This is a genomic window from Salinimicrobium sp. CAU 1759 (genome assembly GCF_054482715.1).
Map to the genome: position 1 here is coordinate 2,184,948 of NZ_JBTLRK010000001.1, position 10,700 is coordinate 2,195,647.

Sequence of the window (10,700 nt, forward strand, 5' to 3'; positions counted from 1 at the left end):
TAACTCCTTTAAATTTATTATTTTCAATCCACAATTTTTTTGAATAGAGAAGGTTTTTACCTTTTTCATGATCAATATCATGGAAAAAATCCACTCAAATCAAGGAATTGATATCCGATAACTGGCACAGATCTTTGGGTGGTGTAACTTTTTACTTAATACGCAGTCTTATTGTAAACGAAATTTATATGAAGAAAATAATCTATGCTCTCGCATTTACTGCCACTGTTGTGGGATGCAAAGCCCCACAAACGAAGGTGTCTGAAAAACAGCCCGTTGTCACCACCCTGGATTTGGTCAATGTGAAGGATGATAAGATCATGATCACCGTAGATCCGGGAGAGATAAAGGCTGACAGCATTACATTCTATATTCCAAAAATTGTTCCCGGCACCTACTCTACTGCCAATTATGGAAAATATGCTGAAGACGTTAAAGCTTATGATTACAAAGGAAATGAGCTTAAGGTAACCGTGTTGGATGAAAACAGCTGGAGCATTGCCAATGCTACCACACTTGATAAAGTGTCTTACTGGATGAACGATACTTTTGATGTTCCCGGGGAAGGAGGCATTTATTCTATGGCCGGCACTAACATTAAGGAGAATGGTAATTTTCTTCTGAATCTTCACGGCTTTGTGGGTTATTTTAATGAGCTTACCGAAGAACCATATCGCCTGGAGATCATAAGACCGAAGGATCTTTATGCCGGCAGTGCTTTAGACCTCTTTGCATCAAAGGAAGTAGATCTACAAACACAAAAGGATATCTTCAACGTCAACAGGTACTTTGAGGTGACCGATAATCCTATTATGTATGCAGCTCCAGATACGGCTTCCTTTAAGGTTGATAATATGAATGTATTGCTGCATGTTTATTCTCCTTCTAAGAAATTCAGTTCTCAGGATTTTAAGCCCGCAATGGAGAAAATGATCACTGCCCAAAAAGCTTTCTTAGGGGAAGTAGATGATACAGATAAATATGCGATCCTGCTCTATTTATCGGCTAGTCCCGGTGAGGGTGATGCGGCAAATTTCGGAGCTTTGGAACATCACACTTCAACGGTTGTGGTGATGCCGGAGCAAATGGACCTGAAAGCACTGAATGAATCTCTTACAGATATTGTATCTCACGAGTTCTTTCATATACATACACCTCTTGGAGTACACTCTAATGAGGTGCACTATTTTGATTATAATGAACCTCAAATGTCACAGCATCTCTGGTTATATGAAGGGGTAACGGAATATTTTGCAAATCTTTTTCAGGTAAATCAGGGACTTATTTCGAGACAGGATTTTTACGACAGGATCCAGGAAAAGATCAGTGTTTCTAAGAATTTCGATGATACCATGTCTTTTACGGAAATGAGCCGGAACATTCTGGAAGACGAATATAAGAACAGCTACTACAATGTATATCAAAAAGGAGCGCTTATTGGAATGGCTCTGGACATTAGGTTAAGGGAATTAAGTAACGGAAAAATGGGTCTTCTTGAATTAATGAAACAGCTTACGAATATGTATGGTAAAAATAAGCCATTTGAAGATGAGGAATTATTTACTGTGATCGAAGAATTAACCTATCCTGAAATAGGAGATTTCTTCGAGAAGTACGTTAGCGGTACAAACCCAATCCCTTACAATGAGTTCTTTGAGAAAGTTTGTCTTGAGATGAGGGAGGGAGAAATCCCGGTTGGATATTTTCTTCAGGATCAGGCCACTCCTTATATAACTGTAGATGCTTCAGGAGCAATTCTACTCAGAGATGATCTACCGCTGAGTAGTTTCTTTAAAGAGCTTGATCTTCAAGGAGGAGATACTATAAAAAGCATCAATGGGAAATCATATAATGTACAGAATGTTTATGATCTCATTGGAGATTCAGCAAACTGGAACGTGGGAGATCCAATTAGCTTCACGATTTCAAGAGGTGGCAATGAAATGAAAATTATCGGGAAAGTATTGGAACCTATGGCAACGGGATTAAGACTTGTTGAGATCATGAATCCCAATGATGAGCAAATGGAATTAAGACATAGCTGGTTGAAGTCCTGACCGGTTGAATGTATAAAAAGAAAGAGCGGCAGTAAAAACTGCCGCTCTTTTTATTACCTCTCAAAAAAAAGGGATTTTTTAAATCTTTTTTACTCTCACGGCATTCATGCCTTTAAGACCTTTTTCAAGCTCGAAGCTCACTTTATCACCTTCACCAATTTCATCAATGAGACCTGTAACGTGCACAAAATATTTTTCCTGAGTTGTGGAGTCTAATATAAATCCGAATCCTTTAGAAGAGTCAAAAAAGGAAACTTTTCCTTCTTTGCTAAAATCAGTTTCTTCATCTGAATCCTCTTTTTTAGGGATACCGATTTCAATACTTTCAGCATCAACCTCTATTTTTTGAGATGGATCTGGAGGAGTATCTGTAAGGTTTCCATGCTCATCGACATAAGCAAATTCTGAAACGGATTCACCACTTGCTTTTCTTTCTTCCTTTTTCTTCTTCTTTTCTTCACGCTTCTTTAAGCGTTTCTTTTCTTTTTCAATTTTGTTGTACGTCTGTTGTGACTTTGCCATTAGCGATTTAATTGGATTTCAGTTGAATATAAATAAAATAATCTGAAGTACTAAAAGAAGATTGGAAAAATATCGTGAAGATTTACCTAAAATTGTTCTAGCCTTGAATATTGTACAAAGTTATAACTTCTTTTTGTCTTTTCAAGATTTGATTTGGCCTTGAATTTCAATTTATTGCCTTTCTTCAGAAATACTTTTCTAAAAATTTATTTTTCAATCGCGTAGGCATCCAGTGGTTCCTCGAAAGCAATGAATAGCACACAGGGACCTGCATCTCCACAGCGGGCCGTATGGGGTTTCTTTGCCGGTCCATACCCGTAAGACCCTTGAAGCATCTTTTGTGTTTCCTCACCTTCATAGGTGACGTCGAGCTCTCCTGAGATCAAGACCATTCTTTCGGCAGAAGTATGGGCATGATTGGGAATATTTGAGCCGGCAGGAACTTTAAAAAGAATATCCACGTTCTTTTTAGCAGGATCTCCATGTAAAACAGCTATCTCACACCCTGTTGGCATAAAGTCGGGACAGGGTCCCCACTGCAGGTCTTTGTCATTAGCATCATGTACCACAGAATTGGTCTCGTAAAGCTCTTTATCCTGTGCCAAAACTTCTACGCAATAAAACAGCAAAAAGCTAATAAGCACCAGGATCTTAAAGTGTTCCCTATTTTTCATAGCAAAAGGATTAAGAATTAAATGAAGTAAGGGGAACAATAACTACGGCAGGAATCCGTGTTATAAGGGTCACGGTTCTTAGAACCGGAAGGATCTATCTAAAGATAGTCATTTATTTGACTCGCCTGCTTTTTTATTACTTCTTTACCGGTACCAGGTAAACCGGGATCGTTGTCTTTTCTAATATCTTTTCGGCTACTGTTCCCAATAATAATTTTTCAAGGACAGAATGGCTGTGGGTACCCATTACCAGAATATTTGCCCCCCACTCTTCTCCATACGCCATAATGGTTTTTGCCGTATCACCTTCAGCAAGATGAGTTCTCACTTGCGGATCATTAAGGTGGGATTTTGCTTTTTTAAGAAATTCTTCAGCAATACTTCTCATTTCCATTGCCACATCCAGATCCGGTCCCATTCCAGAATAACCATCATAGCCCATAAATGTTGGGTATTGGGCTCCGTAAAAGCCCACATCGTCAAGAACATGGATCAAACAGACTTCAGCATTGAGGCTTTTTGCCAGTTCGTATCCTTGTTCAGCAACTTTTTCAGAAACAGGATTGTAATCTACGGCGATCAGGATTTTCTTCATGATTGGTTTTTCCATTAAAATTACAAAATTTGAAGGAATTATTTTAAAGGTAAAGTATCGACTAAATCCTTTTGGCATTCAATTGTTTAGGGTATATAAAAATTACATTTCATATGGATTATTCACTGCCTTATTTGTAAATTTAATAGGATCGAAAAATTGGAAGCATATGAAAACAACAAGAGAATCTGCCCGGGAAGAAAGCCATAAAAAGGTATCGCAGGGCCTGCAGGAATTGCTGGAGAAAAACTATGATATGGAGAAGGATTATAGAACAGCCCGGGAACGAGCTAAAGATCCTGCTCTAAAGGACTTTTTCAAGAAGCAGGCTGTAAAGAAGAACCATTTCGCTACAGAAATAGATAAGCAACTCCACTCTCTAAATGAACATCCAAAGGATCCAGGTTCAACAGTAGCCGGATTAAACAGAACCTGGATCAACTTAAAAAGTTCATTAGGAAAAGATACCGATAAGTCACTAATAGAAGAGTGTCTAAGAGGCGAAAAGAACAGTGTAGAAGAATACGAGAATAAATTGAGAAAGAACAATTTCCCTCCTAGGATTGGGGAAGTACTACGAAAACACCTTACTGAAATAAGGGCTAGTATTTCTGAATTGAAAACCATAAAAAATACACAGTAGATCACTGTTTTTTATGGTTTGAAAACTCCGGTTATGCGGAGTTTTTTTTTGCGCCTGCTTCTTAAGTTCTGTTAGGTTTTTCTTTAGTTCCTGTTAAACCTTTACGTCAAAACTTATTGAAAATTTATATTAAGCAGCATCAAAAAATGTGATTTGCTTCAATGGGAAAAAAGGAACTTAAAAGAACTTTAGGATTTTGGGATGTATTAATGTTTGGAGTCGGCGGAATTGTAGGTGCCGGAATTTATGCCATTATTGGCCAGGCCGCCGGACTTAGCGGCAACATGTTGTGGCTTAGCTTTATAATAGCTGCGACAGTAGCTCTACTTACCGGCCTCTCCTATGCCGAATTTGTTAGCAGGTATCCAGATTCGGGAGGAAGTTTTGAGTATATCAAACAAGGGCTGGGAAGAAAAACTGCATTTATTATGTCCATTTTCATGGCCTTTACGGGAATAATCGCTGCAGCTGCCATATCCATAAGCTTTGCAGATTATTTGGGTCGGCTTGTTGATTTTCCTTCCTGGATCATTGTGATTTGTATCATTTCGTTGATGGCATTTTTCAATATCATAGGAGCTAAGTACAGCTCCTATTTCAATTCTCTCGCAACTGTGGTAACACTTATAGGTCTTGCAGCAGTAGTGGTAGTAAGCATTCCGGAATTTGGCACCACTCCCCTTCTTCAAACCAATGATAGGGGATGGACCGGCCTTTTTGCCGGAGGGGCTTTGATCTTCTTTAGTTATATTGGATTTGAGGACCTTGTAAAAATGGCAGAGGAGACTAAGGACCCTAAAAAGAACATGCCCAAAGCAGTTATTATGAGCGGAATCATTGTCCTTCTGGTTTATGTATTGATCGCAATAAGTTCAGTAAGCGTACTGGGCTGGAAAGAACTTTCAAATTCCAATGGCCCCTTAGCAGCGGTCATAGAAGCAAAACTGGGGGCATGGGGTGCTACTTCCCTTGTGATCATTGCGTTATTTGCAACCAGTAAGACTATTCTTAGTAATATTCTTGGAACTTCAAGATTGCTATATGATGTAGCCAGGGATAGCGAGAAATCCTGGCTTAAAAAATTCACTACTATTTCAGGCATTGGGAATGCTCCCAATTATGCAATAATTGTGATAAGCCTTGTGGCAATAGCATTTGGTTTGATCGGCAATCTCAAGGTAGTAGCCAGCCTCAGTAATATATTTATTTTTTTCGTTTTTGGAATGGTCAACATGGCACTCCTTAACCTCAGACATAAGAAAAGAAAAGAGAAGGATAAAAAGCCGCCTTTTTATATAAGACTTAATGTGAACAATATTCCCATTCCTACTATTATTGCATTTATCACAATTCTAATCCTCTTTGGATTTAATATATACAATCTGCTTGAAGGAAATCTTTAGGAGTTGTCTACTGCTTAACTACAACAAGGTTTGCACGGGCACCGGTAAGGAGGTTCCACTCTTTCCTTATCACTTCCCTACCCTGGTCGTCATAAACTCTGAGTTCTGCAGTATTAGGCCCTGATGTGCCCTGGTTTAATGCTTCAAATTCGATGTTATTGAGTCCGCTGTCAAGTCTTACCATAATCGGGGTATAAGTTGCTCCAAGAGACATGTTCTTATTGATCACCACCCCATTTACAGTGATCTTAACCTTATCGCCATCGATATACTCATGATCACGACAATATAGTTCCACAAATACCCCGGTAGTTTTAAAGTCTCCTAAATATTGATCTCTACGAAATTCTTCTCTTGCTTCTTTGTCCTTAGTAAAGGCTTTAGGAGTGAAATCTTTGCCTTTAAAGGTCATAAGCCCATTCTCATCTGTTCTCATGCTGAAAGACTTGGGTTCTTTCTCGCCAAGTTTAATGGGTTCACTCTCGGTGCTGAAGATGCCTTTTTTAGAGCTAAGGCTGTGGTTACCAGAAGACTTTATGTAAGATGAAGATTCACTCCCCTTCTTTGGAGCCATGAGTTCCCCGGGGGCTTTGACAGGAGCGGTTGGATTGTCGACCTGTGAATGCCCTGCAAAACCTACAAGAGTGAAAATCAAGAAAAATAAATATTTCATAACCAGAATATTCTTCAGCAAAAAGATATCAAAAATTTAACCAATCTGATTTTTTCAGCAGACTTTCTGATTCCCTGCAAAAAATTTAACTGCATTTTAACCGCAAATCATCGGGTAAATATAAGATTATCTGTAATTTAAAATAAAAACTACACCATGACAAAGAAAGAAGAACAACCAAAAAATTCTCGTACAGACATGAAACGGGATGAGAACCAAAAGTACAATTCAGATATCACTCCCGAAGACAAATCCACTTTAAACAACCAGAGCCAGGATGAGAAAAAAGGAGACTACTTTAAAGATCGTGAAGAAGACATAGATTATGCCGGTGCCGACCTTGATATTCCGGGGCAAGACGACCGCAAGTTCAATCCCACCACCAACGAACCTCAGGATGTTGAAAGAGAAAGAAGACCAAAAGAATCAGCTAATTCTAACGATAATATAGAGTCACAAACAGAAACGGTATATAAAGGTGAAAAAGCTGAAAAGTACAGGGATCCTTCAGAAAAAACCAGAGATAAAGACAATAAAAAATAACATTTTAGCCACCTCAAAAGGTGGCTATTTTTTTAGCAGCGTTCTCTGTACTGCATATGCCGGCTAATGTCTATGACGTAGGAAGTTATCGCATATATTTCAAGTGCTTTTCCTTCTGTGAACTTGTAAATGTCACAAAAGCCAAAATGCTTCTTTTGACCGAGCCTGTTCCTGCTAATCACTACCCCTTCCACTATTCCATGGCTGTTGGCTACAAAAACATTTTCCACTTCGATCTCAACTGCAGGCATTTCCTTCATTTGATCCAGAACCTCCTTGAACTCCGCTTTCCCTGCAATATCCTTCTCGCCCACGATCGTCCAACAAATATCATCGGTAATGTGATCCATAAAGAATTTCTCATCCCCTTCTGCATATGCCTGGTTAACATCCCTTAAAAATTTTTCTTTTTCAGTCATTTTATTATCTATTGAAGAACTCATAATCACCTGTTTTTCAAATCCTAACTGTTTTAAATATACGATAAATTCACAACTTGAGAATCGTAAAAATGTCTTCAAACGGTAACTTTTAGCTTCGTCCTTTTCCAGTTTTCAGGTTGTAGAGTTATTGGCACAAAAATTAATAACTTTGGCTTCCTTACAAGAAAGAGCTTACTATGCATGTCCACCATCTACTTCAGGAGAATTCTATTGCCAATACATTTATTGCACAGCTACGTGATGTAAAGGTCCAAAATGACCGGTTGCGCTTTAGAAAAAACATAGAAAGATTAGGAGAGATCCTTGGCTATGAATTGAGTAAAAATTTCAGTTTTGGAGAGGTAGAAGTTCCAACGCCTTTAGGTACTGCAAATTTGCCTCTACATAAGGAGGAACTGGTGATTTGTTCCATTTTAAGAGCAGGGCTACCCCTTCACAATGGGCTATTGAATTATTTTGATGCTGCAGATAACTCCTTTATTTCTGCTTATCGTCATCATCCTCACAACAATGAGGAGTTTGAGATCCTGGTGGAGTATCTCGCTTCCCCTTCTCTTGAAGGAAAAACTCTGATCCTGGCCGACCCGATGCTCGCTACAGGCCGATCTTTCGTAAATGTCTTACAAGCGCTCGAAACTATGGGCAAACCAAAAGAAATTCATTTAGTATCTGTAATTGCTGCACGAGAGGGAATTGAACACCTGCAGGAGAACTTTCCCGAAAATTCACATCTTTGGGTAGCTACTATAGATGAAAAACTAGATGAAAGAGGCTATATAGTACCAGGCCTTGGTGATGCGGGTGATCTTTGTTTTGGATCTAAAATGCAACATTAGAACGGGTATCCTATTGCAAAATTAAAGACCGGATCACTTATCCTGAAATCCCAACGTTCGCCTTCTTCATACCAGGGGGTGTGGAGTGGTGCAGCCAGATCAAACCGAATAACAAAATTCTGGATGTCAATCCTTAATCCTACCCCTGCTCCTATTCCCAGTTCAGACATAAAATCCTTTTCAAACACCCCTTTTTCAAGAAGTAATTCCTGTTGTGCTGTGGGTTGCCCTTCAATTTCGGCATAGTTGTTTTCGGTGTTCCAAACATTTCCTGCGTCCATAAAAACCGCACCCTTAAGAACCTGATATAGTGGAAAACGATATTCTACATTCGCCTCGAGTCTTAGATTCCCCATTCTGTCATAATACGGTACTCCAATACCTTCGGGAGAGTAACTACCCGGACCCAAAGATCTTATTTGAAATGCACGAACGCTGTATGGCCCTCCCGAATAGAATTGCCTGCTGAACGGCATTACTTCAGAATTACCATATGGGATACCAATCCCGCCATACAACCTGGCAGCAATAGTTTGTTCGGGAGTTAGGTTGTAGTGATACCTGAAGTCTGCATCAATTCGGGCAAATTGTGCGAACTCCATTCCCAAAAATGTTCGTGGTGTCGGTCCACTGCTAAGAAGGTCAATGAGATTCCCGGCAAGTTCAAGATTGGAATTGAGGAAGAATTGATGAGTTTCCAGTTTATCTACCATACCGTTATAGGTAAAACCATAGGTGAGTCCAGCGATGAATTGTTGTTCAAAACTGCTCCTTAAGAACGGGTTATCATCCAGAATATCCCTAAAGGTTTGTGTGGTATTGCTAAGCCTGGAGTAATCAACCGAGAGCGGATTCAATTCATGAGTAATGAACCGGTTCGCTTTCCATATATACCCAAAATTGCCTGTAACTGTAAAGAGGCTAAAAAGCTGACTCCTATTTAGATATTCAAATCCTAAACTGACTTTAGTTTTTGGAATGGAATATTCAAACCAGTTACTCCTGATGTTGACAAATGGAAAAATCATCCTGGGGCTTATGATCGCGCTTTCTAATCCAAGAACAGTACTGCTGTTACCCACATCACTATCACTTGATAATTGCCATTCATAACCCACTTTTCCGGTAATATTAAGGATCTCCCCTCCTTCGAATAAATTTCTGTTGGTATAGGTAAGGGCAAGGTGAGGGCCTGCAAAGTTATTCGATTTAGTCACTGCCTGTAATTCTGCCCTTATCGCTCTTTTTTTCATAGGAGAAAGAAAGATATTGGCCGTTAAATATCCCAGGCTATCTGTAGATAGTGAGTCTATTTCGTCATACCTGATATTGACAAATTTGTAAGTCCCCAAAGAGGTAAGTCTTCTACTTGTTTTTCCAGAAACCTCTGGCGAATAAAACTCTCCTTCCTCTAAAAGGATAAAAGGGTCTAATTTTTTTGGCTTGAAAAAGATCTCTTCCTGAATATAGTTTCTCTCGTTAAACCTAATTGTATCCCGGGCCAGAGAATCTGTGCCAATTACATAGTTAGGGTAAATGTTTACGTCCCGTATGACGTAAGGTTTAATACCGGCTTTGGGAACTTCTTCTTTTAATCTTAAAAACAGGTCAAACTTCTTGCGGTCATACTGGTTGGTGTCAGCTTCAAAAATGAGGAAATTTGAGCTGAAGTTGTAGTAACCCCTCCGTTTTAGTGCCGCATCAATACGTTCCCGTTCCGCCTTCAACATGGCAAGATTGAATTTTTCACCTGGCTCCAATAAAGATTCATCCAGGGTTTCCTGAATTTTCCTGTAGGTCTCCAGGCTATCATTGTCCATTTGGTATGTCTCCAGGATATAAGGGTTTTCAGGTAAAATTGCAGAATAATTAATGTGAGCAAGTTTCTCTTCCTCATTCTCCTTGACAGAATGGTTTACCCTACTGTAGAAATAGCCTCGATTTTCCAGCCTGTTCTTGAGTAATTTTTCGGTCTGGAAAGGGTCAACATCAGAAAGATAGACAGGTTCCTCTCCCAGCTGTTTGTTGAAGAATTTATTGATGAATCCGGGTTTTTCCTGCTGGGCCTTATAATGAAAATAAAGCCCGATCCTGGATCCAAGGATCTTGCTGTTGGGATCTGGGGTGATCAAAGATTGAAGCTGATTCTTAAGATCCTTTTTATTTTCAATAGGATCATCAGATTTTAATTCAATATCGGCACCGGTATATAATAATTTATCTTCGGGAATAAACTTCTTCACACTACATGCCTGCAAGAAAAAAAAGCCTGTAATACTTAAAATCATGAACTTTATCCTGTGCTCCATTT

At 39.2% G+C, this 10,700-nt stretch carries 11 protein-coding genes; 5 read left to right on the plus strand and 6 right to left on the minus strand.

Features of this window, described 5'->3' with window-relative positions; translation table 11 throughout:
- Nucleotides 1-188: 188 nt before the first annotated feature.
- The gene (locus tag ACXYMT_RS09820; protein ID WP_459058897.1) at nt 189-2,057 is read left to right on the plus strand and encodes a M61 family metallopeptidase; all 1,869 of its coding nucleotides are present in this window, start codon (nt 189-191) and stop codon (nt 2,055-2,057) included.
- 78 nt (nt 2,058-2,135) lie between these two features.
- Here ACXYMT_RS09820 and ACXYMT_RS09825 read toward each other — a convergent pair whose 3' ends face one another.
- The 3 genes from ACXYMT_RS09825 to ACXYMT_RS09835 all read right to left on the minus strand — a co-directional run bounded on the left by ACXYMT_RS09825 (nt 2,136) and on the right by ACXYMT_RS09835 (nt 3,848).
- Nucleotides 2,136-2,579: a cold-shock protein gene (locus ACXYMT_RS09825; RefSeq protein ID WP_459058898.1), complete on the minus strand. Its 444-nt coding sequence runs from the start codon at nt 2,577-2,579 to the stop codon at nt 2,136-2,138.
- Nucleotides 2,580-2,785: 206 nt separating this feature from the next.
- On the minus strand, nt 2,786-3,253 hold the full coding sequence (locus tag ACXYMT_RS09830) for a cupin domain-containing protein (RefSeq protein ID WP_459058899.1): 468 nt from the start codon (nt 3,251-3,253) through the stop codon (nt 2,786-2,788).
- Between the two features lie 136 nt (nt 3,254-3,389).
- Nucleotides 3,390-3,848: a universal stress protein gene (locus tag ACXYMT_RS09835; RefSeq protein WP_459058900.1), complete on the minus strand. Its 459-nt coding sequence runs from the start codon at nt 3,846-3,848 to the stop codon at nt 3,390-3,392.
- A gap of 169 nt (nt 3,849-4,017) precedes the next feature.
- On the opposite strand from ACXYMT_RS09835, the gene ACXYMT_RS09840 reads away from it, so the two are divergent.
- The gene (locus tag ACXYMT_RS09840; protein ID WP_459058901.1) at nt 4,018-4,491 is read left to right on the plus strand and encodes a ferritin-like domain-containing protein; all 474 of its coding nucleotides are present in this window, start codon (nt 4,018-4,020) and stop codon (nt 4,489-4,491) included.
- A 161-nt stretch (nt 4,492-4,652) separates the two neighbouring features.
- The gene (locus ACXYMT_RS09845) at nt 4,653-5,894 is read left to right on the plus strand and encodes an APC family permease (RefSeq protein ID WP_459058902.1); all 1,242 of its coding nucleotides are present in this window, start codon (nt 4,653-4,655) and stop codon (nt 5,892-5,894) included.
- A 7-nt stretch (nt 5,895-5,901) separates the two neighbouring features.
- Here the strand turns inward: ACXYMT_RS09845 and ACXYMT_RS09850 are convergent, their stop codons facing one another.
- Nucleotides 5,902-6,567, minus strand: a complete 666-nt coding sequence (locus tag ACXYMT_RS09850; protein ID WP_459058903.1) for a hypothetical protein — start codon at nt 6,565-6,567, stop codon at nt 5,902-5,904.
- Nucleotides 6,568-6,723: 156 nt separating this feature from the next.
- Between ACXYMT_RS09850 and ACXYMT_RS09855 the strand changes: the two genes are divergently transcribed.
- Complete coding sequence (locus tag ACXYMT_RS09855) at nt 6,724-7,110, plus strand: hypothetical protein (protein WP_459058904.1); 387 nt, start codon at nt 6,724-6,726, stop codon at nt 7,108-7,110.
- Nucleotides 7,111-7,142: 32 nt separating this feature from the next.
- Here ACXYMT_RS09855 and ACXYMT_RS09860 read toward each other — a convergent pair whose 3' ends face one another.
- Nucleotides 7,143-7,553, minus strand: coding sequence for a nuclear transport factor 2 family protein (locus ACXYMT_RS09860; RefSeq protein ID WP_459058905.1), 411 nt, complete (start codon nt 7,551-7,553; stop codon nt 7,143-7,145).
- A 176-nt stretch (nt 7,554-7,729) separates the two neighbouring features.
- Between ACXYMT_RS09860 and upp the strand changes: the two genes are divergently transcribed.
- Complete coding sequence (gene upp, locus ACXYMT_RS09865) at nt 7,730-8,389, plus strand: uracil phosphoribosyltransferase (protein WP_459058906.1); 660 nt, start codon at nt 7,730-7,732, stop codon at nt 8,387-8,389.
- On the opposite strand, the gene tamL is transcribed toward upp, so the two are convergent.
- On the minus strand, nt 8,386-10,698 hold the full coding sequence (gene tamL / locus ACXYMT_RS09870) for a translocation and assembly module lipoprotein TamL (protein ID WP_459058907.1): 2,313 nt from the start codon (nt 10,696-10,698) through the stop codon (nt 8,386-8,388). The two genes, upp and tamL, sit on opposite strands and share 4 nt — an antisense overlap.
- Between the last annotated feature and the right edge of the window lie 2 nt (nt 10,699-10,700).

What these genes read in the sequence shown, in the direction of transcription:
- ACXYMT_RS09820 (WP_459058897.1), top strand. Translation starts at nt 189, where the DNA reads ATGAAGAAAATAATCTATGCTCTCGCATTTACTGCCACTGTTGTGGGA.
- ACXYMT_RS09825 (WP_459058898.1), bottom strand. Translation starts at nt 2,579, where the DNA reads ATGGCAAAGTCACAACAGACGTACAACAAAATTGAAAAAGAAAAGAAA.
- ACXYMT_RS09830 (WP_459058899.1), bottom strand. Translation starts at nt 3,253, where the DNA reads ATGAAAAATAGGGAACACTTTAAGATCCTGGTGCTTATTAGCTTTTTG.
- ACXYMT_RS09835 (WP_459058900.1), bottom strand. Translation starts at nt 3,848, where the DNA reads ATGAAGAAAATCCTGATCGCCGTAGATTACAATCCTGTTTCTGAAAAA.
- ACXYMT_RS09840 (WP_459058901.1), top strand. Translation starts at nt 4,018, where the DNA reads ATGAAAACAACAAGAGAATCTGCCCGGGAAGAAAGCCATAAAAAGGTA.
- ACXYMT_RS09845 (WP_459058902.1), top strand. Translation starts at nt 4,653, where the DNA reads ATGGGAAAAAAGGAACTTAAAAGAACTTTAGGATTTTGGGATGTATTA.
- ACXYMT_RS09850 (WP_459058903.1), bottom strand. Translation starts at nt 6,567, where the DNA reads ATGAAATATTTATTTTTCTTGATTTTCACTCTTGTAGGTTTTGCAGGG.
- ACXYMT_RS09855 (WP_459058904.1), top strand. Translation starts at nt 6,724, where the DNA reads ATGACAAAGAAAGAAGAACAACCAAAAAATTCTCGTACAGACATGAAA.
- ACXYMT_RS09860 (WP_459058905.1), bottom strand. Translation starts at nt 7,553, where the DNA reads ATGAGTTCTTCAATAGATAATAAAATGACTGAAAAAGAAAAATTTTTA.
- upp (WP_459058906.1), top strand. Translation starts at nt 7,730, where the DNA reads ATGCATGTCCACCATCTACTTCAGGAGAATTCTATTGCCAATACATTT.
- tamL (WP_459058907.1), bottom strand. Translation starts at nt 10,698, where the DNA reads ATGGAGCACAGGATAAAGTTCATGATTTTAAGTATTACAGGCTTTTTT.